The following is a 26,251-nucleotide window of genomic DNA, read 5'->3' as shown; positions in this document are numbered from 1 at the left end:
CCGTTGTGCCTGTGTCTTATCCTCAGAATAATTCTTGGCTTTCACCATTCTCAATTAAAGTTGTGCCAACTTCTTGCACCGCACTCTCTGTAGGTTGAGTTCCGTCAATGAAGTATTCACTACGGGTATCCCCGCCTCCGCCAGCAAGTTTACCTGTCTTACGATCTATCACGACAGAAACAACCCCCGGAGGAGGTGTGACTTCTTTTTCAGGAACCCCTTCCAGCGCGATTTTCATAAAGTCATCCCAAATTGGCTGCGCACTCTTAGCACCCGCTTCACCGCCTCCGGCCGCGGTACGACCAAGGCTTCTACGGTGGTCATCAAAGCCAATCCAAACCGTGGTGACAATATCCGGCCCATAACCTGAAAACCAGGCATCTTTTGAGCTGTTAGTTGTTCCAGTTTTGCCGCCGATATCACGACGTTTCAGATCCCGTGAAGCACGCCAACCCGTACCAGACCAACCCGGCTCGCCAAAAATATTGCTATTCAAAGCATCATGGATCAAAAATGCCAACTGAGTACTGATAACATGAGGAGCATATTTTGGCGCCTTTTCATGGCTATCAATTACCGGGGCTTTTTCCAATTCAGGTAACGGCAATATCTCTTGCTGGCTGACATGAGATTGAGCAACATTCTCAATCGAGTTTTCAGAAAGTTCGATTGAACGTGCCGTATCCCCATAAATTACTGGAATATCGCACTGCGGACATGCAATTTTAGGTTTAGCCTCAAATAGAATATCGCCATCTTCGTTTTCAATCTTAGTAATAAAGTAAGGATCGATCAGATAGCCGCCATTGGACATGACCGAATAGCCACGTACCATTTGCATTGGTGTGAATGATGGCGATCCCAAAGCCAGAGATTCTGTACGTACTATATTTTGTGCCGGAAAGCCAAACCGTTGCAGGTAATCAGCGGCATAATCGACTCCCATTGCTCGCATTGCCCGAACCATCACGACGTTCTTCGATTGCCCTAATCCCTGACGCAAACGGATCGGCCCAACATAAGTCGGTGGTGAGTTTTTCGGACGCCAGTCAGTACCGGCTCCAGCATCCCAACGGCTAATGGGTAAGTCATTCAGCAATGAAGCCAATGTCAGCCCTTTATCCATCGCCGCGGTATAGAGAAATGGTTTGATATTGGAACCAATCTGACGTAACGACTGAGTGACGCGGTTAAATTTACTCAAGTTAAAATCAAACCCGCCCACCAGCGCCTTCACAGCACCATCATTGGGATCAATAGAGACCAAAGCCGCGTTAACTTCCGGCACTTGCGCCAACCACCAAATATCCTTTACTTTCCGAACCCAAACCTGTTCACCAACCCGAACCACTTCATTCACACTACGAGGAACCGCACCCTGCGCACTATCAGATCTGAACTTTCTGGCCCAACGGACACCCGCCATTGGCAATTCCGCACTACTGCCATCAGGCAACATCACTATCGCCTGATCACTACCGGCTTTAGTCACCACAGCCGGCATTAATGACCCATAATTTGCCAAGGTCTTAAGCTTCTTGACAATCTGTTCCCGATCCCAAGCAGGTTCGCCCACTTTCCACAATACTTCCTGTGCTCCACGGTAACCATGACGCACATCATAATCAATGAGGTTATTACGAACCGCATCCACGGCAGCCAACTGAAGTTTACGGGTAATCGTAGTGTAAACTTTATAACCGTCGGTATAAGCATTCTCACCATAACGCTCAATCATCTCCTGACGCACCATCTCGGACAAATAGGGCGCGGAGAAAGCAATCTGGGGCGCATGGTAATTAGCGACCAACTTTTCACTTCTGGCTTGATTATATTGCGGCTGAGTAATATAGCCCTCATTAAGCATACGACTCAGAACCACATTCCGACGGTTAATCGCCCGACTATACGAATAAAGCGGGTTAAACGTAGAAGGCGCCTTTGGCAAACCGGCAATCGTGGCTATTTCACTCAATGTCAACTCTTTGACACTCTTACCAAAATAGACTTGAGCCGCCGCCCCGACACCATAAGCCCGGTAACCAAGGTAAATTTTATTGAGATAGAGTTCGAGGATCTCATCCTTATTCAGCAATTGCTCAATCCTGATGGCCAGAAAAACTTCCTTGATTTTACGCATCAACGTCTTCTCTGGAGTGAGAAAGAAATTTCTCGCCAGTTGCTGAGTAATGGTGCTCGCCCCTTGTGACGCATGGCCTGAACTCATCGCTACAGACGCTGCCCGGATGATACCTACAGGGTCAACCCCATGATGCTCATAAAAACGGCTGTCCTCCGTTGCAATGAACGCTTTCACCATAATTGGTGGAATTTCGGACAGCTCAAGAGGCATACGGCGTTTTTCACCATATTGGGCAATAAGCTCGCCATCCGCACTGAACACCTGCATTGGTGTCTGTAATCGAACATCCTTTAATGTCGCCACATCAGGTAACTGAGGCTCGATATATTTGTACATACCAAAAATCGAGGCCGTTCCCAGAAAAATGCAACTTACGACAAAGACTAGAAAATACTTTACGAACTTCACCTGAAATTTCCCATGCCACGTTAGTCGGGTGGTTTATAAACAATCGGCGCGTAGTATAAAGGTTACACAGCACCTTGAATATGGTCTTTTATTAAAATTACTGATATGGAGATCGATAGATGTATTCACCAAAATGGTATGTCGGATTAGACATCCAAAATGGCGCCCTTCGCGCCGTCGCAGCTATAAAACGCCGAGATGGCTGGCAGCTTCGCCACTGCTGGCAATATCTTTTATCTGATGCGGTTATGCCAGAGGGCCGTTTACAACGGCCAGAAATATTATGTGATATTTTAAATCAATGGCGCCAAGAATTACCTAAAAAAGTCAGTTTCAGACTCGCCCTACCTGTACAACAAACATTGCAGAGGAGTCTGACTTTACCTCCAGAGATCAATCTTAAAGAGCCGGAACAAGGCTGGTTTATCAATGCCAGCGCCGAGAAACAATTTCCCTTTAACACCCGAGAACTGGCGCTGGATTACCGTATTATTGAACAAAACGCCTACATCAGCGCCGCTCGCCAGAAAGACCTCAACCTCTGGCTACAATGTCTTGCACAAGCAGGAATATTTCCAGACGCCATTGATATTGCTCCCTGTGCCCTACGCTATATAGCGCAATACGCCGGCGTCCCCGCTGATAGTTGGTTGTTACACAGGCAACAATCTGGTTGGCTATGGGTATCTCCTGCCAATGCCCCCTTCGCTTATGATCTGGTATCAGCAAATACGGCTACTTCTCCACAGCAGATTATCCGCCAGTTATCCGCCTCATCTATGGCTGAACAGCCTGTTTACTACAGTAGCTACCAACAAGAAGCCCCACCTGAAGGAACTTACTCTTGGGATATGTTGACAGCATTTCGTCACTATCAACCACCACTGCCAATTCAACTGATGGAATATGTGATAGCCGGTGGTTTAGCACTCAGGCCGGATGATAAGTAATGATGCATCAGGTTAATTTTCTGCCTTGGCGACAAACCCGGCTAAGACATCGTTATCGTTGGTGGGCGATTTTTCTCCTATTGCAACTGATGTTGTGGCTGACAGTGCTCGTCTGGATGTTATTAAAACAACAGGAAACGATTAATCAGTACCAAAGGCAATTACAACAACTCAGCCAGCAACAATTACATTTGCAACAACAGATAGTTCAGACAGAGGAGGCGGTTAATCTTCACAACAAACTGACCTATAAATTAAAACAACAACAAACGTGGCTGAAACAGAACCAACAACATTGGCGATTATTTAATGAATTACCTGCATTATTACCGGATGGAAGTTGGCTGACTGCTTTCGATGATCAGGCTGGTCAATTAAAACTGGTTGCTAATAGTCTGGATTACTCCAGTATGACATCTCTACTGGATAATCTCGAAAACAACGGGCAATTGTCTGAAATTCAACTAAAAAAGATGACCACCACCGAACAACAAATCAGACAATTTATTATTGACGCTAACTGGCAGACGGAGATAGCCAATGATAAAAAGTGACTACCTATGGTGGTTTGCCAAACCAACCTGGCTGCTCTTCCTCTGGCAGCAAGCTATCATTATGTCATTTCTGATTCTGTTTTATCTTTTCTTCTGGCAAGAAAGCGCTGAACAAAGAAGTAGCCTGACAGAAAAAATAGCAGCTCAACAAATCAATACAAAAGCAACCAATGAACGACTAAATCAGCTACCGCTATTGGAAGATATACAACAACATATCAACCAAATAGAAAATGAACTCAGTAAGCCGCGACAAAATGCGGTAAAAATTACCGCAATAAAACAACTGCAACAGCCATTGATAAATTCTGGCGCACAAGTTCTTGAGTGGCAACGTAAAAAAGAAGGGGAAAAAACGCTCTGGCAAATCACAATTTATTTGAACTACGAACAGATGTTGAGTTTTCTTGAAGCGTTACAAACGTTACATCCACCGCTGCTGATTAAACAGCTTTCCATTTCGCCATCAGGTGAATCCCTAAACGTCAAAATCACTCTGTCAGAAACCTCACATGAGGAGTTTTATGACTAAAAAATTTATTCTGTTGATCCTTTTTCTGCCCGCTATTGTTGTTGCAGAAATAAGAAATCCTTTTGCTCCCCCGATGATAGAGACAGAAGAGCAATCGGTTGAGTTATTTGATCAATCAGTCAATGAGACCGAAATTCAGTCCCTCTCAACCGTATTACACTATGCAGACGCAGAAAGAATTGCTCTGAATCTCAAGCAAAATAGACCCGCACTGATAACAAAAGAGGGCAAAGTTGATTTTGATCCTGAAACTAATAGTCTGATTTTACAGGATACCCCTATCGCAATCGCACAGATAAAAAGCTGGCTGAAAGAGATAGATACACCACAACAGCAAGTGCAAATTACGGCACATATCGTGACCAGCAGCAGGGAAGCACTACATGAACTCGGCATTTACTGGGGCATGCCGATAGGAGAACAGATTAACACAACAACGGGTATAAACCGCCTCAATATCAACCAAGCAGCCAGCGATAACATGCATCGATTCGCGTTCAATATTGCCCGCATTCACACCAGTTTGCTGGAAATGGAACTCAGTGCCTTAGAACAAGAAAACCAACTAGATATTATCGCTAGTCCAAGACTAACCGCCTCACATCAACAGCTAGCCAGCATCAAGCAAGGCTCTGATATTCCCTACGTCAGCCAAGAAAAAGAGAAAAGTACCGTGCAATTTAAAGAAGCCGTACTAGGAATGGAAGTTACCCCCCATATACTGAGAAAAAATAAAATCAGACTCTCTCTGAAAATCAGCCAAAACATGCCAGGGATTTCAATAAGTCAAGGAGGCGGTGAGAATTTAACCATCGACAAACAGGAAATAATAACTCAAGTTACTGTAAAGAATGGTGAAACACTTATTCTCGGTGGAATTTTTCAACAGAAAAAAGGCGAGCAAACCCAAAAGGTACCTTATCTATCAGACATTCCATTGTTCGGTTCACTATTTAACCAAAAGGGCCATAAACACAGCCGACGAGAGTTAGTCATATTTATTACGCCTCAACTGATGGACATTTGATCAAAAATAAAAATATAACCATTATATCAGTGAGTTGGACATAAAAAACTTAACTATTCTGTATGATGATACGCAGATTTTTCCAACTAATCTTGTTTATAGATTTGACGCTGAGTCCGATTTAGCATACAAGAGTTAGCTAATTGAGTGGTCGGGTTTAACATCACAATAATCAGCCAATGAAACCAGAGCTTTCGTTACAAAAAGCTCATCATTGATTTATATAGTTGCAAAACTGGCTGATGTACTGAGATAATTTTGTTATCTGATCTCACATTACCGCTCATGAGGTTTCAGTTTAGGTCCCGCTGCTGATTTGATTAGCGGGGCGGGTTATCATTAACGAATAGTCTTAGTAATACCAAAAACATGGCAGAGAAACGTAATATCTTTCTGGTTGGGCCTATGGGTGCCGGCAAAAGCACTATTGGTCGTCAGTTAGCTCAGCAACTCAATATGGAGTTTTATGACTCCGATCAAGAAATTGAGCGACGTACCGGAGCTGACGTGGGCTGGGTATTCGACGTGGAAGGCGAAGAAGGCTTCCGCGAGCGCGAAGAAAAAGTGATTAACGAACTCACTGAAAAACAAGGCATTGTACTGGCGACTGGCGGAGGTTCTGTGAAATCCAGAGAAACCCGTAATCGTCTGTCTGCCCGTGGTGTCGTGGTCTACTTGGAAACCACCATTGAAAAACAGTTAGCACGCACCCAGCGCGATAAAAAACGCCCCTTACTTCAAGTCGATGCACCAGCACGCGAAGTTTTAGAAAATTTAGCAAGCGAACGTAACCCTCTATATGAGGAAATTGCTGACGTCACTATCCGTACCGATGAACAGAGCGCTAAAGTTGTCGCTAACCAAATCATTGAGTTACTGGAAAAGAACTGATTCAAGCAAGTCTGTACAGCGATAAATAATTAAGGCGAAGGCTGCTTATGGAAAAGATCACTGTCACTTTAGGGGAACGTAGTTACCCAATTACCATTGCAAAAGGGTTATTTGACGATCCTTCTGCTTTTGCACCACTAAAAGCAGGCCAGCAGGTTATGCTGGTAACGAATCAAACCCTAGCTCCGCTGTATTTGGCAAAAGTAAAAGCCGCCTTGCAGCAAGCCGGGATTCGGGTAGATGAAGTGATTCTCCCTGATGGTGAACAGTACAAATCTCTTTCCGTATTAAATGACGTATTTTCTGCTTTGCTGGAAAATAACCACAGCCGGGACACAACACTTATCGCTCTCGGTGGCGGCGTAATCGGTGATTTAACTGGTTTTGCCGCTGCCTGTTATCAACGTGGCGTCCGTTTTATTCAAATGCCTACCACCCTTCTTGCTCAAGTTGATTCCTCTGTCGGAGGAAAAACCGCAGTAAACCATCCTCTTGGCAAGAATATGATAGGCGCATTCTATCAACCCGCCTCTGTAATGGTCGATCTCAACTGCCTGCAAACGCTTCCAGCCCGCGAACTCTCTTCCGGTCTGGCTGAGGTCATTAAGTACGGTATCATTCTCGACAGCGCATTTTTTAGCTGGCTTGAAGATAATATGGGTAAACTCCTGGCTCTCGATACCCAAGCAATGGCTTACTGCATCCGTCGTTGCTGCGAATTGAAAGCTGAAGTTGTCGCAGCAGATGAGAAAGAATTGAGTGGCTTGCGTGCCCTGTTGAACCTTGGTCACACCTTTGGTCACGCCATCGAAACAGAAATGGGATATGGTGTCTGGTTACATGGAGAAGCAGTTGCCGCAGGAATGGTCATGGCAGCAAGAACAGCTCAACTTGCTGATAACTTCTCCGAACAGGATACTCAACGCATTATCCGATTGTTGGAACGGGCAAATCTGCCTGTACACGGGCCACAAAACATGCCGCCAGAAGCCTATCTCCCACATATGATGCGAGATAAGAAAGTTATAGCAGGTAAATTACGGCTGGTTCTTCCAACAAAAATAGGTAAAGCTGATCTCCGCTCAGATATTGAACACAATTGTGTTATTGACGCTATTCGTCAGTGCTTACCATGAAAATGTGTAAATTTTAAGTAAGTTGTATGCTTATGGCATTAAATTAAATGTTTTTTTGCATACATCTGATTGTTGTGTCATAAAATAACAATTCTATCAGACAAATTTCTATCTTAGTTAAGTCAGCCGGCCGGACTGGCTTCAATTGCAATTGGCAGTATTGGCTCTGTTTGGAGGGCTATATGGACGAATTCAAATCAGAAAATGAACAAAGAGCGGCTCAAAGAGTAGACAGTGAGTTTAGGCCAGATACCTCAGATCGCCGTCCTTCACGCTCGCGTCAGCCATTAAACAAACCTAAATTTGCGATTTCACGTCAGCAAATGATGCTCGGCATTGGAATTTTAGTGCTGGTACTACTGATTATTGCTATCAGTTCTGCTTTAAAAGCCCCAACTGAACATGAAAAACAGCAATCGCCAAATGTTGCCGAGAAGAATATTGACTTATCCGGTTCATCGTCCAACAACGATAACAATCAATCCATAACATCAGAGAGTAACACCACAAATACAATTAACAGGCCACAGGAAATCCATGTTCCTCCTGTTAGTGGTGCTGCAACTCAACCTCATCAACCTCAAACCAACAATGGCGAAACCCAAAATCAGCGCATTGAATTACCAGGAAATATTCCTGATGCACTGACTCAACAACAAAGTAATATAAATCATGCAGTGCAAAATCTGAATCAGGCCCAACAACAGACAGTAACACCGCCGCCAGTGATACAGCAGAAATCGGAAAATATCCGTCCACTGAAATCAGAAACACCGGCTAAATCAAAACCATCGACAAATCATGCTAGCAGTAAAAACCATGAGGTCAGCGGCACCAGTAGTGATTTATCGAAAACCCCGGCAAACCACTACACTTTACAATTAAGTAGTGCCAGCCGCTCAGATACACTGACCGCTTTTGCTAAAAAGTATAATCTTACTCATTACAAAGTTTATGAAACTAAACGTAATGGAAAAGTTTGGTTTGTTTTAATTCATGGTGATTACCGTTCCGTTTCTGAAGCTAAACGGGCTGTTTCATCTCTACCGGCCGAGATTCAGGCGAAAAAACCTTGGGTCAGAACGATGCAGCAAGTGCAACAAGACCTAAGAAAATAAAACAATATTTATTAGGCGCTGATATGCTGTCCTAAACAGAGTACAATCTGCGGCTCTGGAACGATTGAGTACTTATTGACAGCATGAAAAAAAAACGCGCTTTCTTAAAATGGGCCGGTGGAAAATACCCGTTGGTAGATGACATCAAACGTCATCTGCCAGCCGGTAGTTGTCTGATAGAGCCATTTGTTGGCGCAGGTTCTGTCTTTTTGAACACAGACTACGATTCTTATATCCTCGCTGATATCAACAGTGACCTGATTAACCTGTACAACACAGTAAAACTCAGGGCTAATGAGTTTATCGTCCACACACGCCCTCTGTTTACCCAAGAATACAATACAGCCGAACACTTTTATCAGTTACGGGAGCAATTTAACCAAAGCACTGACCCGTTCTATCGCAGCGTGTTATTCCTTTATCTCAATCGCCATTGTTACAACGGCCTCTGTCGTTATAATTCTCATGGTAAATTTAACGTACCTTTTGGCCGTTATAAAAAGCCCTACTTTCCTGAAGAAGAACTACACTGGTTTGCTGAAAAAGCCAAAAATGCGACTTTTATCTGTGAGCACTACCAACACACGTTGAACGAAGCACATAAAGGCTCGGTTATCTATTGCGATCCACCTTATGCGCCTTTGTCAGCAACAGCGAACTTTACGGCGTATCACACTAATAGTTTTAACATTGCAGATCAGGAAAATCTGGCAAATATTGCATTTAAGTTATCATCAGAACGTGCAATTCCTGTTTTAATATCCAACCACGATACGCCAATGACACGAAAATGGTACTATCAAGCTTCACTTCATATTGTCAAAGCACGTCGTACTATCAGCAGGAATATCCTTGCCCGCAGTAAGGTAGACGAACTTTTGGCATTATATCGCTGATTTATCCACTCCCCTTTTGCCTGGCAATTAAGGGATGATAGAAACGATTTGGAGAAGATAATGAAAGATTTTCTGATTGCCCCATCCATTTTATCTGCAAATTTTGCGCGACTGGGTGAAGATACCGCTAAGGTGCTGGCAGCCGGGGCAGATGTTGTTCACTTTGATGTTATGGACAACCATTATGTCCCTAACCTGACTATCGGGCCTATGGTCTGCCAGGCTCTGCGGGATTATGGCATCACTGCGCCAATCGATGTCCATTTGATGGTAAAACCGGTTGACCGCATCATCCCTGATTTTGCCAAAGCAGGGGCGACTTACATTACCTTCCACCCAGAAACCAGTGAGCATATTGACCGCAGTTTACAACTCATCAAAGAACATGGTTGTAAAGCTGGCTTGGTATTCAATCCTGCAACTCCATTGAGTTATCTTGATTATGTCTTGGATAAACTGGATATCATTCTATTGATGTCGGTAAATCCCGGTTTCGGTGGCCAATCTTTCATCCCTGGAACACTAGAGAAATTGCGTCAGGTTCGTAAAATCATTGATGAAAGCGGTTATGATATCCGTCTTGAGGTAGACGGTGGTATTAAAGCTAGCAATATTGCCGCGGCAGCAACCGCGGGGGCAGATATGTTTGTTGCTGGCTCAGCCATTTTCAGTCAACCAGATTACAAAACTGTTATTGATAATATGCGTAGTGAATTGTCAAAGGTATCTCATGGCAAGTAAGGTATTAACAGGTATTCGTGCTATCGCTTTTGATCTGGACGGCACACTGGTAGACAGTGCCGGTGGTTTGGCTGATGCATTGGATCAAGCGCTGCTAGCCAAAGATCTCCCTGCTGCGGGAAAAGAGCGGGTTGCTGCCTGGGTAGGTAATGGCGCAGATATTATGGTGGAACGGGCGTTGACATGGGCCAACGTCAAATTGACCGCTCAACTGCATAAAGAAACCCGTGAGTTGTTTGACCGTTTCTATGAAACAACTGTAACAACAGGCAGTCAGTTATTCCCGGAAGTCAAAGTTACATTGGCTGAACTGGCAAAACACAACTTACCAATGGGTATCATCACCAATAAACCAACACCTTTCATTGCTCCTCTGCTGGCTTCTTTAGGCATCAGTGAATATTTCTCATTAGTGTTAGGTGGTGATGATGTTAAAGAGAAAAAGCCACATCCGGCACCTATTTATTTAACAATGGGCACATTCGGACTGCGTAAGGAAGAACTGCTCTTTGTCGGTGATTCCCGTAATGATATTTTGGCGGCACAAGCGGCTGGCTGCCCTTGTGTTGGTTTAACTTATGGATATAACTACGGTGAATCTATTGCATTAAGCAATCCAGATTGCATACTAACGGATTTTTCGGATCTGCTATCCACAATTGGACTCCCATCTTTGAAACTTCAGGAAGCATAATAAAATGAATGAACCCACTGTATCTGAAACACTAAACTCCCAAAAACCTATTGTATTCAGCGGCGCACAACCTTCCGGTGAATTAACCATCGGTAACTACATGGGAGCGTTACGCCAGTGGGTTAAAATGCAAGATGATTATGACTGCATCTATTGCATTGTTGACCAACATGCAATCACGGTCCGCCAGGACCCAAAAGAGTTGAGAAAACGCACTCTGGATACACTAGCGCTCTACCTAGCTTGTGGCATCGACCCGGAGAAAAGTACTATTTTTGTCCAATCTCATGTCCCACAACACGCCCAATTAAGCTGGGTTCTGAACTGCTATACCTATTTCGGTGAACTCAGCCGTATGACCCAGTTTAAAGACAAATCAGCTCGTCATGCCGAAAATATCAATGCAGGCTTGTTTGACTATCCAGTACTGATGGCTGCGGATATCTTGGTATACCAAACAAACCAAGTTCCAGTAGGTATCGATCAGAAACAGCATCTTGAATTGAGCCGTGATATCGCTCAACGATTTAATGCCATCTATGGCGATATCTTCGCTATACCAGAACCGTTTATCCCAACCGGTGGCGCCCGTGTTATGGCTCTTCAAGACCCAGAAAAGAAAATGTCCAAGTCAGATGATAATCGCAACAACGTTATCGCTTTGTTGGAAGATCCAAAATCAGCCGCTAAAAAGATAAAACGCGCCGTCACAGATTCAGAAGAGCCTCCCCGTGTTCGCTACGATCTGGAACAAAAGCCGGGGGTTTCCAACTTATTAGATATCCTCGCGGGTGTTACTGGCAAAACTATTCCTGAACTAGAAGCAGAATTTGAAGGCCAAATGTATGGTCATTTAAAAAGTGCTGTTGCTGATGCCGTTTCCGGTATGTTGACTGAGTTACAAGAGCGTTTCCATCATTTCCGTAACGATGAAGTCCTTCTGAATAAAATCATGGCGGAAGGTGCAGCGAAGGCAAAAGCCCGCGCTCAGACTACGCTAGATAAAGTGTATGAAGCTGTTGGCTTTATTGCCCATCCTTAAATCGATAAAATGTGCACGTTCACTACGTGCACATTTCAAGCCACAGAAAAACCTATTTAAAAAACGAGGCGTATTTTTACATCATCAATGGTGAAAAGTCTGATAGTTTAATCTGACAGAAAAGCAATACGATTAAACAGATTAAAAACAGCGTAAAGCAAGCTTAAACTGACCTATTTAAGGTATTCCGATTTTTCATATTCGATTATTTAACTGGTTTATCAAAAAGTTTATTCCGCGGTTGAAAATATTATTAAAACGGTTCATTTTCCATTAATAGTTTTATGACGGGCATATTTTAAACCATTATTAAAGGCCGTTGTTTTACCTTCTAGTTTTAATCGGTATAAGGTTTTGACCGTTGTTTTTACCACTTTTAACACCTGCTTTTTATTAGGTTTAATCGGAAGTTTTTTGGCATCTTGATACAGATGTACTATGACGACCACAACCACCCCGCTTTCACGCCTACTACGATGAACATACGGAAAACATCCCAAAATAAGCCTATTTATTGTACAGATCGATATCTAATTCAAAAAAATAAGTCATTAAAAATCAGTTAACTATAAAAAAATCATTTTTTTCTCATATTCACTGTAAGAAATTAATGTGTGGTGCGACTAATGGAGTGAAGCAAATGCTCGTTTAAGCGAAGCAGTAATTCACCTTCTACACCAATATAAAAGGAACGTTCTATGACTAAACAAACTACAAAAGCATTACTGGCTCTGGCCTTAGGTAGCGCGCTGATTACGGTAGGTACTTCAGCAATGGCGGATTCCGGTAGCAAAATGGAGAAATGCTATGGCGTTTCTCTGAAAGGGAAAAACGACTGTAAAGCAGGTGCAGGCACCACCTGTGCTGGTACCTCAAAAAAGGATTATCAAGGTAACGCCTGGAAAATGGTACCCGCGGGCTCCTGCGTAAAAATGAAGTCTCCGACCTCCCCGACCGGTTTTGGTCAACTGGACGCGTTTAAAGAAGTGTAATTCCAACATCAGGCAGGAGCTATACGATGACAATTTCTTTACCCTCACACAGCGTCTCTCGTGATGCTCCTGACTGCCTCATGCTAAATAAGCTCCCGGCCAGAACAGGGATTGGGTTAAAGCCGGAGCATTTTCGCGCTATCCTGCGCGATAAACCCGACATTGGTTTTTTTGAAATTCACGCGGAAAATTATCTGGTTGCGGGTGGTCCGTTTCACCAGGCACTGACCGCCATTCGCCAGGATTATCCGCTCTCTATTCATGGCGTGGGCCTCTCCATCGGCGGAGAAAATCCTCTGAATCAGACCCATTTACAACGTGTTGCCGCGCTGGTTGAACGCTACCAACCTGCCATTTTTTCTGAACACCTTGCCTGGTCGACGCATAATGATCTATTTCTCAATGATCTACTGCCTCTGCCTTACACCGACGTCACGCTGACGCGAGTCTGCGAACACATCGATCAGGTACAGAATGCGCTGCGTCGCCCCATTCTGTTGGAAAACCCGTCCACCTACATTGAGTTCAGTGCCTCAACCATGAGCGAGACTGACTTTATCTCCGAGGTGATACGCCGCACCGGATGCGGACTACTGCTAGACGTGAACAATCTCTATATCAGTGGCGTCAACCATAATCGCTGCCCACAGAAGATGCTATTCGAGCTGCCACTTCACCGTGTCGGTGAGATTCATCTGGCGGGCTATACGGAAAGTCGCGATGGAGCAAACGATCTGCTGCTGATTGATTCACACGACAGTCATGTGACCGGACCAGTCTGGGATCTCTATAACAAGACCCTGTGTGAAACGGGGCCGATCGCCACCCTGATCGAATGGGACAGCAATATTCCACCATTAGACGTGTTGCTGGACGAAGCCGGTCATGCCCAACGTTACATTACGGAGAGCACGAAAAATGCAACAACAACTGTATAAAGCCCTCCTTAACCCTGACCTCATGGTGCCAGAAGGGCTGACAGCTTGGAACGGTAGCGATCCAGCGGTACGTTTTGCGGTTTATCGTAATAATGTCATAACGTCGCTGATCGACGCACTGGCCGAAAACTGCCCCGTCCTTGTCGACCAGCTCGGAGAAAGCTTTTTCCGTGCGATGGCTGCGGAGTTTATACGTCAACAACCGCCTTCTTCTCCTGTTTTAGCAGGCTATGGCGCACAATTGCCGGACTGGATTGCAACGTTTCAGCCGTTGGCAGACTGGCCCTGGCTGAGTGATCTCACCCGGCTGGAAATGTTGTTTATTGAATCGCTGCACGCAGCGGACCCTATAGAACAGACAACAGAAGCGCTCCCCGTTGACGATCCCACACAGTTGCGGATGATGCTCCATCCTTCGGTACGGCTTTTCAGTTCAGATTATGCCGTCTTCAGCCTGTGGGCCTCACACCAACAAAGTGAAAACGAGATGGCGCTGGACCCATTCCAGCCGGAACATATGCTACTGTGCCGCGTTGCCGACGACGTGCGAATAATGTTGCTCAACCATGCGGAAATGCAATTTGTTGCTATGCTCCAGTCTGGTCGGCGTCTTACCGAAGCCCTGGAGATTGCCGCTCGGGAGGATGCAAATTTTGAGCCTCAGCCGGTTTTACAACGCATGCAGCACTACGAACTGATCCTTTCTCTATATAGCAACACGGAGCGCTAAGATGGCATTACTCAAAACATTAGTGTTAAAAGGGCAACACATTGCGCAGGAAAGTGTTATCCCACTTCTGGCGCGCATTAGCCTTGCCGCAACATTCTGGCTGTCAGGCCAAAGCAAAGTGGTGGGATTAAACATAGATATTCTGGAAACACGCACACCCTGGCAATTAGGTATCCCGCGCGTTACCGACAGCTCCGTGTCGCTCTTTACCAACGAGTACAAACTTCCTCTGCTACCACCCGATGTTGCTGCCGTCATGGCCGCAACCGCAGAACACTTGTTTCCGCTGCTGCTGATTGTCGGATTAGCGACACGCTTCTCCGCGCTAGCATTAATGGTGATGACACTGGTGATTCAGATATTTGTTTATCCGGATGCCTGGCCTGTTCACGCTACCTGGCTGACAGCTCAGTTGTATCTGGTGACGTATGGCGGTGGGAAGTTTTCGCTTGATCGCCTGATTTACCGCCATCGTACCTGATTCCCCTTCCCTACGTTACTTTATTTTGATTCTCGTTTTCGCCACGAGAGAATGCGGAAGTGATAGTGCGCAGATCGGCAAGCTGTTGTCTGACGTTTCGGCACCCGCTGCATATTCGCAAATGCAGCATTAGCTGAATATGTTGGGAAAGCACGATTTTTTCATCCAGCGCCTGAGACATCAGGCGCGTAGCTTGATAACAACTAAGCATATTTACCCTCCTGGGAAAACCAACGTTGTGACAAACATTCGCGTAAACGCATACGCGCACGCCAGAGCATCACATTCAGGTTGCTGACAGAAAGCGCCATTTCCTGACAGATCTCCTGAGTTTCAAGGCCAATAAATTCGCGCATCATAAATGCCCGCGCATTTTGCGTTGGCAACTGCGTCAAACAAAGCTCGAAAACCGTCCAGAACTGCTCCTGCTCGACCGCTTCATCCGGTAAATGCCAGCGCTGTGGATGCTCATTTCGCGGCCAGTGACCAGACTCATCAAACAGCGCTTCGAAATTTTGCTCATCAACATCATCAGTCAATTGCACGTTGCTGTGCCGATAACGCATACGCAAAGCGTCCGAGATTTTGTTGCGCAGGATCGTAAACACCCAACTCTTCCAGGCGGCTCGTCCGGCAAAAGAATCGGCATTCTTCATTGCCCCTTCCAGCGCCTCTTGGACAACATCTTCCGCCTGATGAAAATCATTCAACTGTAAGCTGGCAAACTGCAACATCTGTTTATGCAGCATGGAAAAAAACTGCGGATCCCGCAGCAGATTACTGATATCGGACATCGTGGTTTCTATCTCAACAGGATTGTTCGGAATAACCGGGTATTACGAAACACTATTTTGGTGGAATCGCTTAAATTCACTCACATGACTTAGGAGCTGTTTGGGGAACAAACGTAATTTTAAATTAAATCTGTTTTTTGTACAGCAGAGAAAAAGCCTTTTCCCCAGATACGCCTGCTTTTTTGTTCAACCTCATTGAATTCGTTTACGCTCAGTATCATAGGCTTTCTCATCCTCGTATTTACCAACAACAATAACCTATATCACGATTTCTTCATCAATCACTTGATAAATCAACCGAAAACCAGATGTGCGTAACTTTATTTTAAAACAACCTGCCAGATTACCGTTTAAACGAGCAATTTTTGCAAATCTAATGGCTTTTCCATTTTCATTAAACTGATGCTTAAGTTTTCTCATTTTTCCTATATTTGATTTATTTTAGGTTTAAAACCAAAAAGGATAATAGATATGCTAATAGTATTAAAATCAAATTCCATTTATTTAATGGTTTTAATATTGTTAAATGTTTTTATTCTTTTTTCGCTGTAATCTGGCTAATCTAAAAATCTATCTGCTTTTCTTAACTACTGTTTTATCACTTTCAGATAACACATTTAAATAAGTAGAATTTTATATAACCATTTGTTTTTAAATGGTATAAAAAAGATAATCCATATGATTTAACCTGATAAATCGGACTTAGAAAAGTCAATAAAAAGCACTAAATCGCAAGGTTAATAAAGGAATAAAAACAACGTTAAAAATCAGCAATCTAAAATGTGCACGTTCATCACGTGCACATTTTATTATTTCCCGAATAACCTACGGTTAAAATCCTCAATCTTTCCGAACATCACCCGCTTTTGCATAGTCAGGCTCCAACTAGCAGATAAACCAGCGGCACTCATCAGTCGACGATATTGCTCCTCGTCAAATGGCATATTAAAAGCAATAGCTATCGCTTCCTTAATTAAAACATCACTATTACGGGAAACAAGAACAAGAGGCTCATCTGGGCTGACATTTCCTGTGGAAATAATTCTATAAAGCCAGCCACAACGGCCACTTTCCTGCATAATGGCAGAAAAATTGCTGATACCAGAATGACAGTTAAGTTTGTAACAAGGCGAACGAGGCTGAGTTACCTGAATCATTGCCCCACCCCAACTGAAAATGTCACCAATACAAACATTTTCTTCAGTCAACCCCGTTGTGGAAATATTTTCACCAAACGCTGGAGCAATAAAAAAATCTTCTTGATCAGGAAATTGATGTTTCCAGAAATCATAGTGTTCACGAGGATAATGACAAAGTGCACGATCAGGACCACCGTGGATACGGGGTTCAGCCTGCTCATCACCTTCCAATCCTAGAGAGGTCAGACTCAGGCTACCATCAACCATTCGTTTATTAATCGCGCTAGCAGAAAGTTTCCCTGATATTTCAATTTTACCTGTATATACCTGCGGACAATACATAATTCACTTTCCTTATTGAAATCAGTCTGACATCACCATCATAAACCAACATTCAACCAATAAAAATGCCGGCTGTCATATCAGCCGGCATAGCAGAAAAGAGAAATTATTTAGCCAGTTATTTCACTTTTTCCTGATAACGTGTTGCTGCTTCATCCCAGTTAACAACGCTCCAGAATGCTTTAATATAGTCAGGACGACGGTTTTGGTACTGTAAATAATAAGCATGTTCCCAAACATCCAGACCAATAATCGGATAACCAGATGCACCAGAAATAGCTTCGCCCATTAATGGGCTATCTTGGTTAGCAGTCGATACAACCGCCAGCTTGCCATCATCTTTCAGTACTAGCCAAGCCCAACCAGAACCAAAACGAGTAGCCGCTGCCTGCTCAAATTTCTCTTTAAAAGAATCGATGCTACCGAAATCACGTTCAATAGCGTCTTTTAATGGACCTTGCAGAGTTGTACCTAATTTCAGACCTTTCCAAAACAAGCTATGGTTAGCGTGTCCACCAGCATTGTTACGTACAAAAGTACGCTTATCAGCAGGTATTTTATCTAATTGCTGAATCAGATCATCAATATCCAGTCCCGCTAGCTCTGGGAAAGCTTCCAAAGCACTATTGGTATTATTGACGTAAGTCTGATGATGCTTGGTATGGTGAATTTCCATCGTCTGCTTATCAAAATGAGGCTCCAGAGCTTCATAAGAATAAGGAAGAGAAGGTAATGAATAGCTCATATCATGTACTCCAGTCATATAAGAATGGTTCAAAGTCCACACCTTGTGAACAACGTGATCATTATAGTTAATTAAATATTATTGGAAATGTTTATCAATACCATATTCTCATCATGGTTTTATTATATGACTGTGTTTCAGCTACTTATCAGTCAATTTATCTATATTTAACATTATTATTGGATTAGGATTTTGAATTACTATTTTTGGTTAGCAATTAAACCTAAAGAAACCCGCCACACTAAATGACGATTACGTGAAAAATATTCTTTTTATTGCGTGATCTTCCGCGCAAAAAAAAAACAAAAATTCTCTTTACACTTTAGTTAACTTTGATTTGACATAATATTAACATTCGTAAGGAGAATATTACATGACCAAAATAATGAAGCACCCTATTCCTGCCTCCATCGCAGAACATGCCCTGATGAATAAACAACAATATCAACAAGATTATCAATTATCGTTGCAAGATCCCGAAAGGTTCTGGGGTGAGAAAGGCAAAATTATTGACTGGATTAAGCCTTACACCAAGGTAAAAAATACCTCTTTTGATCCTGGACATATCAATATCCGTTGGTTTGAAGATGGAACACTAAACTTAAGCGCAAATTGTCTCGATCGTCATCTAAAAGAACATGGTGATCAAACCGCCATTATCTGGGAAGGTGATGATCCAACAGAATCCAAAGCAATAACCTATCGTGAACTACACCATGATGTATGTCAGTTTGCCAATGTATTAAAAAATCTAGGTATTAAAAAAGGCGATGTTGTTGCTGTTTACATGCCGATGGTGCCAGAAGCAGCGGTTGCCATGTTGGCATGTGCCCGCATTGGTGCTATTCACTCTGTTATTTTCGCAGGTTTTTCTCCCGACGCCGTATCCGGGCGCATCATCGATTCAAACACAAAATTGGTCATTACCGCCGATGAAGGATTGAGAGCCGGACGCACCATTCCCCTGAAAAAGAATGTTGATGACGCATTAAATAATGCAGCCGTTGTCAATGTATCCAATGTGATCGTTTTTAAACGTACTGGAAATATTAGTCACTGGCAATCTGGCCGTGACCTTTGGTGGCATGAGTTGGTAGCAGACGCTAGTGCTGATTGCCCAGTCGAAGAGATGAATGCAGAAGACCCGCTATTTATTCTCTATACATCAGGCTCTACCGGTAAACCTAAAGGTGTACTGCACACCACCGGAGGTTACCTTGTCTATGCATCTCTAACATTTAAATATGTATTCGACTATCAGCCGGGGGAAGTCTATTGGTGCACAGCAGATGTGGGATGGGTTACCGGGCATAGTTACCTGCTCTACGGCCCCCTTTCCTGCGGCGCTATTACTCTAATGTTTGAAGGCGTACCAAACTATCCTGCGGTTAACCGTCTGAGTCAGATTATTGACAAACATCAAGTCAATATCCTGTATACAGCACCCACAGCAATTCGTGCCCTGATGGCTGAAGGCGACAAAGCTATTGAAGAAACAAAACGTACTTCTCTGCGGATTATGGGATCAGTTGGCGAGCCAATTAACCCGGAAGCCTGGGAATGGTATTACCAGAAAATTGGTAACAGCAATTGCCCGATTGTCGATACCTGGTGGCAAACAGAAACTGGCGGCTTCATGATCACACCACTACCGGGCGCAACCGAACTAAAAGCAGGTTCTGCAACGTTACCTTTCTTTGGTGTTCAGCCCGCGTTGGTTGATAATCTTGGTGAACTACTAGAAGGGGTTTGTGAAGGAAACCTGGTTATTACCGATTCCTGGCCAGGACAAGCACGCTCACTATTTGGCGATCATGACCGCTTTGAACAGACCTATTTTTCCACCTTTAAGGGAATGTATTTCAGTGGCGATGGCGCACGCCGTGATGAAGATGGCTACTATTGGATAACTGGCCGTGTTGATGATGTGTTGAATATTTCCGGCCACCGTCTAGGTACTGCTGAGATTGAATCTGCTTTGGTCTCCCATCCTAAAATTGCAGAAGCTGCTGTCGTAGGTACCCCGCATAACATTAAAGGGCAGGCAATTTACGCTTATGTCACCTTAAATCACGGTGAAGAACCCTCTCCAGAATTATATACAGAAGTCCGTAATTGGGTACGTAAAGAAATCGGCCCGATTGCTACACCAGATATCCTACACTGGACAGACTCCTTACCAAAAACTCGTTCAGGAAAAATTATGCGTCGTATCCTGCGCAAAATAGCCTCCGGCGATACCAGCAATCTAGGAGACATTTCAACACTGGCAGATCCAGGCGTAGTAGAAAAATTGTTGGAAGAAAAACAAACAATGAGAATTTCGTAACAGATCATGCCGCCGTAAGGCGGCTGTAATCAAAATATAATAAATATAAGAGGATATATTCCGATGAATGACGATATTTACCAAGGGATCGAAAATAACCCTCGTTTTAAAGAATTGGTTGAAAAGCGAGGACGTTTTGCATGGTTGTTATCAATAATCACATTAATTCTGTATGTCAGTTTTATTTTTCTCATTGCATTTTCACCCGAATGGCTAGGTACTCCCCTTTATAATGACTCCAGTATTACCCGTGGAATACCGGTTGGTATTGGTTTAATTATTATTTCATTCATCTTAACCGGCTTATATGTCATCAGAGCCAATAACGAGTTTGATCACCTTACCTCACAAATTCTCAGTGAGGTAAAAAAATGAAAAAGTTCCTGCTATTAGCAATAATGCTATTTCCTCATCTCACCTGGGCTAATGCAATCTCTGAAACCGGAGAAAGACAACCTGTCAACGTTCAGGCTATTATCATGTTTGTCCTGTTTGTTGGTTTTACACTCTATATCACTTACTGGGCCTCAAAAAAAACACGCTCCCGTACTGATTACTACACGGCAGGTGGACGCATTACAGGTTTTCAAAATGGAATGGCAATTGCGGGAGATTTTATGTCCGCAGCATCATTCCTTGGTATTTCCGCTTTAGTCTATACCTCTGGTTATGATGGACTAATTTATTCTATCGGCTTCCTGATTGGTTGGCCTATTATCCTATTTCTGATTGCCGAAAGATTGAGAAACCTTGGACGCTATACTTTTGCCGATGTCGCTTCTTACCGGTTACAGCAACGCCCAATCCGTACGTTATCTGCAATTGGCTCTCTGTTTGTTGTCGCCCTTTATCTTATCGCTCAGATGGTTGGGGCAGGTAAACTTATCGAATTGCTTTTTGGGCTTAATTACCATGTAGCGGTCGTATTGGTTGGCATCCTGATGGTACTTTATGTTCTGTTTGGCGGTATGCTAGCAACGACCTGGGTACAAATTATCAAAGCTATTCTATTGCTAGCTGGCGCCACCTTTATGGCGCTTATGGTCATGAAAACAGTAAACTTCAATTTCAATACGTTATTCAAAGAAGCTGTTGCTGTTCACTCAAGAGGTGAAGCCATCATGAGTCCAGGAGGGTTGGTATCTGACCCAATATCCGCACTCTCTCTCGGTCTGGCATTGATGTTTGGTACTGCTGGTTTACCTCATATTATTATGCGTTTCTTTACTGTAAGTGATGCGAAAGAAGCACGAAAAAGCGTTTTCTATGCTACTGGCTTTATTGGCTATTTTTACATTCTAACCTTTATCATCGGCTTCGGTGCTATTTTACTGGTTAGTCCAAATCCTTCCTTTAAAGATGCTACCGGCGCGCTCATTGGTGGGACTAACATGGCAGCCGTTCACCTCGCTAATGCGGTTGGAGGCAACTTGTTCCTGGGTTTCATCTCTGCTGTCGCCTTTGCCACAATTCTAGCTGTTGTTGCGGGGCTAACGCTGGCTGGCGCATCAGCGGTATCACATGACCTATATGCAAACGCCATTAAACGCGGTAAAGCCAATGAACGAGATGAACTGAAAGTATCAAAAATAACAGTTGTGATACTTGGGTTTATCGCAATCGGATTAGGTATTTTATTTGAAAACCAGAATATAGCCTTCATGGTTGGATTGGCATTTTCTATTGCGGCAAGCTGTAACTTCCCAATTATTCTTTTATCTATGTACTGGCGTAAACTCACTACCCGTGGCGCCTTAGCCGGGGGTTGGCTAGGATTAATTACAGCGGTAGTTTTGATGATTCTCGGCCCAACAATCTGGGTCAGCATTCTCGGTCACGAGAAACCAATCTATCCTTATGAATATCCAGCATTATTCTCAATGATTATCGCTTTTATTGGTTCATGGCTATTTTCTATCACCGATAATTCACAACAAGGTATGCAGGAAAGAGAACAATTTAGAATCCAGTTTATTCGATCACAAACAGGACTTGGTATCGCACAGGGAAAAACACATTAATTACGTTTTTATGTCCAGCCTCTCCTTCGGGAGAGGTATTTTCATTAGAAACCACCTGAATTCAGAGCTATTTCACAAGTTAACCTCTTGTTTTAATCTCAGGTTAATGATTAACTCTTTTATTTCAATTTATTAATTAAGCTATTAATCTATATGCGAAATAAATTGCCGATTATTATTATTTTGATTCTCTCTTTACTACCGGTAATTTTCACTAGTGATTTGGCCGGTGAGTATAAGTTAAAAATAATATTGCTGAGTTTCTTGCTAGTGAGTGTTAACGCTTTTTTTTATTGTTATAAATATCTTAAACCATTGGTTTTACTTATTTCTCTACTGTGGTCGCTTAATATATCCACATCTTTTTTCTTCTTTAATGAACATCAAATAAGTTTTTCTTCAACTATTGCCAATACTTTTATTAATACAAATAGCAATGAAGCCGTAGGTATGTTGTCCTACAATAAATACTATGTGCTTTTCTTTATTTTCATGTTGTTAATATATTTTTTGTCTATTATATGGCTATCAAAAAATATAGACAAAAGATTACTCAAATCCAGTTTATGGGCTTTTATTTTTGTCTGCTTGTTAGTGCCTGTTAACTACTATATCTCAGGAAAGAAATATTCAGATGATATTATTCTATCAGAACACTTTTTAATGGGAACACCATTCTATAATTCATCATCAATGGTAAAAGCAATATATGAAAATCAACAAATTAAAAATATTTCTTCTGTTAAAGTGAATTTTAATTATATAAAAGAAGATAAAGATATTGATGTTTACATATTGCTGATAGGAGAATCAGCAAGAAGAGATCATATGTCTCTGTACGGTTATAACAAAACCACAACACCAACATTAGACACGATACAGAGAAATATGTTGATATTCAATCAAGCTATTTCTCCAGCGCCAGTTACTATATTATCCTTACCTATTTCGCTTTCCAATATTACACTATATCAACTTAGAAATAAGGTTCATTATGCTGATAATATTATATCTTTAGCTAAAGATGCAGGTTTTAGGACAACTTGGATAAGTAACCAAGGAAGATCAGGTAAAAGCAATAGCCTAATCACAGTTATTGCTAATATGGCTGAAAGTCAAAAATGGAATGAATATATTGGATACGATGAAGAGTTACTACCCTATCTAGATGATGCACTAAAACAGAAAGGTAAAAAATTTATTATTATGCATATCTACGGCAGTCATGAGCCATCCTGTAACCGATTTCCCGAAAAAAAACTGATATCTTTCTCATCAAACGAAGATGATAATTGCTATGACAGCTCAATAATTTATACAGATCAGCTAATAGAGAAAATTATTAATAAAATCACAGATCATAAAGCATCTATTCTCTATTTTTCAGATCATGGATTACAACGCTTAGATAAAAACGGTGACATTCGTTATCACCACGGAGTTAGTCATCCTCGAAAAGAGGCTTATAATATCCCCTTATTTATCTGGTATAACGATAATGTCGATCAGAAATATCGTCATACTGGTGTAATAAATACCCCTTTCTCAACTTCAGATAATTATTACCTTATCAGTGATTGGCTAGGTATTTATCATAAATTTCCAGAATACTGCCGTTCACCATTAAGCAATTGTTTCAAATCACAGAAAGAGCTAATGGTGATCGATGGTAATAAAAACCTGATGAAATATAGCGAGCTTTCTGATGAGAAAGATATCAAAGCTTTAGGTAAATGATTTGGATTCCAATATCCAAGTATCATATACAATACATGGCTGACTTGAATGAAAATAGGTTTACGTTTTCTTATGCCCTAAATAATGTATTTATGATTGATATCATGGCTAAGTTAGCCATGAGAATGCACATAGAAGTAGTAACCAAGCAACAATATATACCCGCTTAACTTGAAGATGCAGGATTCAAAACCTGGAAGTCGTCATTAATACGACACGACAGGTTCCCGGCAAGTTCCGGTAATATTTCCGTAAAAAAGCGATGTATTGCCTGCCTGAACAAGGTCGTCGAGGCGAAATAATGGTTATTTCTGACTTGTTCATTCATCACATAAGCCCAGTCTTGCACCAGCTCACTCCGGTGGTAACCGACTCCGTTTGCGGTGATTAAGGTAATCGCTGATATGACGATTAACGGTCATTTCATGAAAACGCAGGGCCTGAGCGATCACACTCTCTTTTATCACGGCAGGTGTGATGGAGGTGCTCAAGTTCAGCTTTTTGTTCATCGGTGGCGGGTTCGACTAATAAGCGCAATTTTTCAGAAGGGCGGTCAGTTGCTATAGTAGGCATCTTTCCCGCCACAGGAGAATGCGCTATGGCCTATACACAACTGACCGAAACAGAAAGGTACCAGATTTCCAGTTTAAAAACAGCGGGGTTTTCACAGCTTTTCATTGCTGAGTCACTTAAGCGAAATCCGTCGACCATCAGTAGAGAGTTGAAAAGAAATCAGGAAGCTCAGGCATACTGTCCTAAACAGGCTCATTTGAAGGGATTAGCTCGTCGTCATTTTGCTAAGAAAGCCGTGAAAATAACGCCGGAAGTCGAAAAATGGATAAAACGGTTAATTTGGAAAGATTTAAGTCCTGAACAAGTGGTTGATTATTTGAAGCGACATAAAGGGATATCGTTGCATCATGAGACGATTTATAGGCTGATTTATCAAGATAAAATAGAGGGAGGTGATTTATGGCAACATCTGCGAATTGCCAGAAAACCTTATCGCAAACGCTATGGTCGCTATGAAAGAAGAGGCAAAATTAAAAATCGGGTTAGTATTGATGTTCGCCCGGAAGTTGTTGATAAAAAGGAACGTATTGGCGACTGGGAAGGGGACACGATAATGGGGAAAGACAAAAAAAGTGTTTTATTAACTCTGGTTGAGCGCAAAACGCTGTATACCATAATTGTTAAACTTGATAGCAAGCGGGCATCAGAAGTCGCAAAAGCGGTAGTGAAAGTATTATGCCAGTTAAAACAAAGGGTTAAGACCATCACATTCGATAACGATTTGGAGTTCGCAGATCATGAAATCATGAGTAAAAAATTAGAAACCCAAATTTACTTTGCTCACCCTTACTCGCCTTGGGAAAGAGGGATAAATGAGAATATCAATAGATTAATCAGACAATACTTTCCCAAAGGAACTAATTTTAATGAAGTCTCTGATCAGGAGATAAATTTTGTGGTAAACCGATTAAATCATCGTCCCCGAAAAACACGGGGTGGGAAAACACCGAATGAATTATTTAAGGGAATACGAACATGTTTACTTCCCGATTAACGATGTTGCACTTATTATGTAAATCTACCGGTAATGAATATTTTCATGACTGATACCATGAACTTCATTTAGGGGGAAATCACGCAGTTTCAATAAGCATGGGTATATAAGCAAACAAAGTGAGACATACCTCAATACGCAAAAACCCCCAGCTTGCGCTGAGGGTTTCCACTGTATTTAAAGCCTGGCAGTGTCCTACTCTCACATGGGGAGACCCCACACTACCATCGGCGCTACGGCGTTTCACTGCTGAGTTCGGCATGGGGTCAGGTGGGACCGCCGCGCTATCGCCGCCAGGCATATT

At 42.6% G+C, this 26,251-nt stretch carries 26 protein-coding genes, 1 rRNA gene and 3 pseudogenes; 20 read left to right on the top strand and 10 right to left on the bottom strand.

Annotation, left to right across the window (positions count from 1 at the left end; translation table 11 throughout):
* Positions 1-22: 22 nt before the first annotated feature.
* On the bottom strand, positions 23-2,551 hold the full coding sequence (gene mrcA, locus EAE92_RS19550) for a peptidoglycan glycosyltransferase/peptidoglycan DD-transpeptidase MrcA (RefSeq protein ID WP_214069289.1): 2,529 nt from the start codon (positions 2,549-2,551) through the stop codon (positions 23-25).
* Positions 2,552-2,670: 119 nt separating this feature from the next.
* On the opposite strand from mrcA, the gene pilM reads away from it, so the two are divergent.
* The 11 genes from pilM (at position 2,671) to trpS (ending at position 12,132) form a co-directional block, all read left to right on the top strand.
* A complete protein-coding gene (gene pilM / locus EAE92_RS19545; protein WP_214069288.1) occupies positions 2,671-3,501 on the top strand; it encodes a pilus assembly protein PilM in 831 nt (276 codons plus the stop codon).
* Positions 3,501-4,055 (top strand): PilN domain-containing protein, encoded by a 555-nt coding sequence (locus EAE92_RS19540; protein WP_214069287.1) that lies wholly within the window; start codon positions 3,501-3,503, stop codon positions 4,053-4,055. The genes pilM and EAE92_RS19540 overlap by 1 nt, the downstream gene beginning before the upstream one ends.
* Positions 4,042-4,587, top strand: a complete 546-nt coding sequence (locus tag EAE92_RS19535) for a hypothetical protein (protein ID WP_214069286.1) — start codon at positions 4,042-4,044, stop codon at positions 4,585-4,587. Before EAE92_RS19540 ends, EAE92_RS19535 begins: the two co-directional genes overlap by 14 nt.
* Complete coding sequence (gene pilQ, locus EAE92_RS19530) at positions 4,580-5,614, top strand: type IV pilus secretin PilQ (RefSeq protein ID WP_214069285.1); 1,035 nt, start codon at positions 4,580-4,582, stop codon at positions 5,612-5,614. The genes EAE92_RS19535 and pilQ overlap by 8 nt, the downstream gene beginning before the upstream one ends.
* Before the next feature lie 369 nt (positions 5,615-5,983).
* Positions 5,984-6,505 carry a shikimate kinase AroK gene (gene aroK / locus EAE92_RS19525; RefSeq protein ID WP_036779445.1) on the top strand — a complete coding sequence of 174 codons (522 nt, stop codon included), beginning with the start codon at positions 5,984-5,986 and terminating at the stop codon, positions 6,503-6,505.
* Between the two features lie 47 nt (positions 6,506-6,552).
* Positions 6,553-7,641, top strand: a complete 1,089-nt coding sequence (gene aroB, locus EAE92_RS19520; protein ID WP_214069284.1) for a 3-dehydroquinate synthase — start codon at positions 6,553-6,555, stop codon at positions 7,639-7,641.
* 182 nt (positions 7,642-7,823) lie between these two features.
* Positions 7,824-8,759 (top strand): SPOR domain-containing protein, encoded by a 936-nt coding sequence (locus EAE92_RS19515; protein ID WP_214069283.1) that lies wholly within the window; start codon positions 7,824-7,826, stop codon positions 8,757-8,759.
* Between the two features lie 83 nt (positions 8,760-8,842).
* A complete protein-coding gene (gene dam, locus EAE92_RS19510; RefSeq protein WP_036779452.1) occupies positions 8,843-9,655 on the top strand; it encodes an adenine-specific DNA-methyltransferase in 813 nt (270 codons plus the stop codon).
* A 60-nt stretch (positions 9,656-9,715) separates the two neighbouring features.
* Positions 9,716-10,396, top strand: coding sequence for a ribulose-phosphate 3-epimerase (rpe, locus tag EAE92_RS19505; RefSeq protein WP_036779454.1), 681 nt, complete (start codon positions 9,716-9,718; stop codon positions 10,394-10,396).
* Positions 10,386-11,090, top strand: coding sequence for a phosphoglycolate phosphatase (locus EAE92_RS19500; RefSeq protein WP_036812562.1), 705 nt, complete (start codon positions 10,386-10,388; stop codon positions 11,088-11,090). Before rpe ends, EAE92_RS19500 begins: the two co-directional genes overlap by 11 nt.
* Before the next feature lie 4 nt (positions 11,091-11,094).
* On the top strand, positions 11,095-12,132 hold the full coding sequence (gene trpS, locus EAE92_RS19495; protein ID WP_214069282.1) for a tryptophan--tRNA ligase: 1,038 nt from the start codon (positions 11,095-11,097) through the stop codon (positions 12,130-12,132).
* A gap of 263 nt (positions 12,133-12,395) precedes the next feature.
* Here the strand turns inward: trpS and EAE92_RS19490 are convergent, their stop codons facing one another.
* Positions 12,396-12,581: a hypothetical protein gene (locus EAE92_RS19490; protein ID WP_146111055.1), complete on the bottom strand. Its 186-nt coding sequence runs from the start codon at positions 12,579-12,581 to the stop codon at positions 12,396-12,398.
* Between the two features lie 249 nt (positions 12,582-12,830).
* Between EAE92_RS19490 and EAE92_RS19485 the strand changes: the two genes are divergently transcribed.
* Genes EAE92_RS19485 through EAE92_RS19470 form a run of 4 tightly spaced genes read left to right on the top strand, consistent with a single transcriptional unit; the run spans position 12,831 to position 15,273 of the window.
* On the top strand, positions 12,831-13,124 hold the full coding sequence (locus tag EAE92_RS19485; RefSeq protein WP_036779464.1) for a BufA1 family periplasmic bufferin-type metallophore: 294 nt from the start codon (positions 12,831-12,833) through the stop codon (positions 13,122-13,124).
* Between the two features lie 26 nt (positions 13,125-13,150).
* Positions 13,151-14,062, top strand: coding sequence for an MNIO family bufferin maturase (gene bufB / locus EAE92_RS19480; protein WP_214069281.1), 912 nt, complete (start codon positions 13,151-13,153; stop codon positions 14,060-14,062).
* Positions 14,043-14,792, top strand: a complete 750-nt coding sequence (locus tag EAE92_RS19475; protein ID WP_046396770.1) for an HvfC/BufC N-terminal domain-containing protein — start codon at positions 14,043-14,045, stop codon at positions 14,790-14,792. The genes bufB and EAE92_RS19475 overlap by 20 nt, the downstream gene beginning before the upstream one ends.
* Before the next feature lies 1 nt (position 14,793).
* The gene (locus EAE92_RS19470) at positions 14,794-15,273 is read left to right on the top strand and encodes a DoxX family protein (protein ID WP_046396771.1); all 480 of its coding nucleotides are present in this window, start codon (positions 14,794-14,796) and stop codon (positions 15,271-15,273) included.
* Between the two features lie 10 nt (positions 15,274-15,283).
* Here the strand turns inward: EAE92_RS19470 and EAE92_RS19465 are convergent, their stop codons facing one another.
* The 5 genes and pseudogenes from EAE92_RS19465 to sodA all read right to left on the bottom strand — a co-directional run bounded on the left by EAE92_RS19465 (position 15,284) and on the right by sodA (position 18,293).
* Positions 15,284-15,484 (bottom strand): anti-sigma factor family protein, encoded by a 201-nt coding sequence (locus EAE92_RS19465; protein ID WP_214069280.1) that lies wholly within the window; start codon positions 15,482-15,484, stop codon positions 15,284-15,286.
* Complete coding sequence (locus tag EAE92_RS19460) at positions 15,477-16,067, bottom strand: RNA polymerase factor sigma-70 (RefSeq protein WP_214069279.1); 591 nt, start codon at positions 16,065-16,067, stop codon at positions 15,477-15,479. Before EAE92_RS19460 ends, EAE92_RS19465 begins: the two co-directional genes overlap by 8 nt.
* 192 nt (positions 16,068-16,259) lie before the next feature.
* Positions 16,260-16,487, bottom strand: a pseudogene (locus tag EAE92_RS25050) (type II toxin-antitoxin system RelE/ParE family toxin).
* Between the two features lie 389 nt (positions 16,488-16,876).
* A complete protein-coding gene (gene yiiM, locus EAE92_RS19450) occupies positions 16,877-17,548 on the bottom strand; it encodes a 6-hydroxyaminopurine reductase (RefSeq protein ID WP_214069278.1) in 672 nt (223 codons plus the stop codon).
* Between the two features lie 118 nt (positions 17,549-17,666).
* Entirely contained in the window at positions 17,667-18,293 is a 627-nt protein-coding gene (gene sodA, locus EAE92_RS19445) for a superoxide dismutase [Mn] (RefSeq protein WP_214069277.1), read from the bottom strand.
* 373 nt (positions 18,294-18,666) lie between these two features.
* Between sodA and acs the strand changes: the two genes are divergently transcribed.
* The 4 genes from acs to EAE92_RS19425 all read left to right on the top strand — a co-directional run bounded on the left by acs (position 18,667) and on the right by EAE92_RS19425 (position 24,380).
* Positions 18,667-20,622, top strand: a complete 1,956-nt coding sequence (acs, locus tag EAE92_RS19440; protein ID WP_214069276.1) for an acetate--CoA ligase — start codon at positions 18,667-18,669, stop codon at positions 20,620-20,622.
* A gap of 63 nt (positions 20,623-20,685) precedes the next feature.
* Positions 20,686-20,997, top strand: coding sequence for a DUF485 domain-containing protein (locus tag EAE92_RS19435; RefSeq protein ID WP_214069275.1), 312 nt, complete (start codon positions 20,686-20,688; stop codon positions 20,995-20,997).
* Positions 20,994-22,643, top strand: coding sequence for a cation/acetate symporter ActP (gene actP / locus EAE92_RS19430; RefSeq protein WP_214069274.1), 1,650 nt, complete (start codon positions 20,994-20,996; stop codon positions 22,641-22,643). Before EAE92_RS19435 ends, actP begins: the two co-directional genes overlap by 4 nt.
* 153 nt (positions 22,644-22,796) lie before the next feature.
* Entirely contained in the window at positions 22,797-24,380 is a 1,584-nt protein-coding gene (locus EAE92_RS19425; RefSeq protein WP_214069273.1) for a phosphoethanolamine transferase family protein, read from the top strand.
* 166 nt (positions 24,381-24,546) lie between these two features.
* Here the strand turns inward: EAE92_RS19425 and EAE92_RS25455 are convergent.
* Positions 24,547-24,711: pseudogene (locus EAE92_RS25455) on the bottom strand (IS630 family transposase); the annotation flags it as partial.
* 46 nt (positions 24,712-24,757) lie between these two features.
* Positions 24,758-24,953 (bottom strand): annotated as a pseudogene (locus tag EAE92_RS25450) (hypothetical protein); the annotation flags it as partial.
* 25 nt (positions 24,954-24,978) lie between these two features.
* Here EAE92_RS25450 and EAE92_RS19415 point away from each other — a divergent pair.
* Positions 24,979-25,947 carry an IS30 family transposase gene (locus tag EAE92_RS19415; protein ID WP_214069272.1) on the top strand — a complete coding sequence of 323 codons (969 nt, stop codon included), beginning with the start codon at positions 24,979-24,981 and terminating at the stop codon, positions 25,945-25,947.
* A 182-nt stretch (positions 25,948-26,129) separates the two neighbouring features.
* On the opposite strand, the gene rrf is transcribed toward EAE92_RS19415, so the two are convergent.
* Positions 26,130-26,245, bottom strand: a 5S ribosomal RNA gene (gene rrf, locus EAE92_RS19410).
* Positions 26,246-26,251 lie beyond the last annotated feature (6 nt).

The sequence above is a fragment of the Photorhabdus hainanensis genome, from assembly GCF_018448965.1.
Lineage (GTDB): Bacteria > Pseudomonadota > Gammaproteobacteria > Enterobacterales > Enterobacteriaceae > Photorhabdus > Photorhabdus akhurstii.
This window is presented reverse-complemented; position numbering and strand designations above follow the sequence as displayed.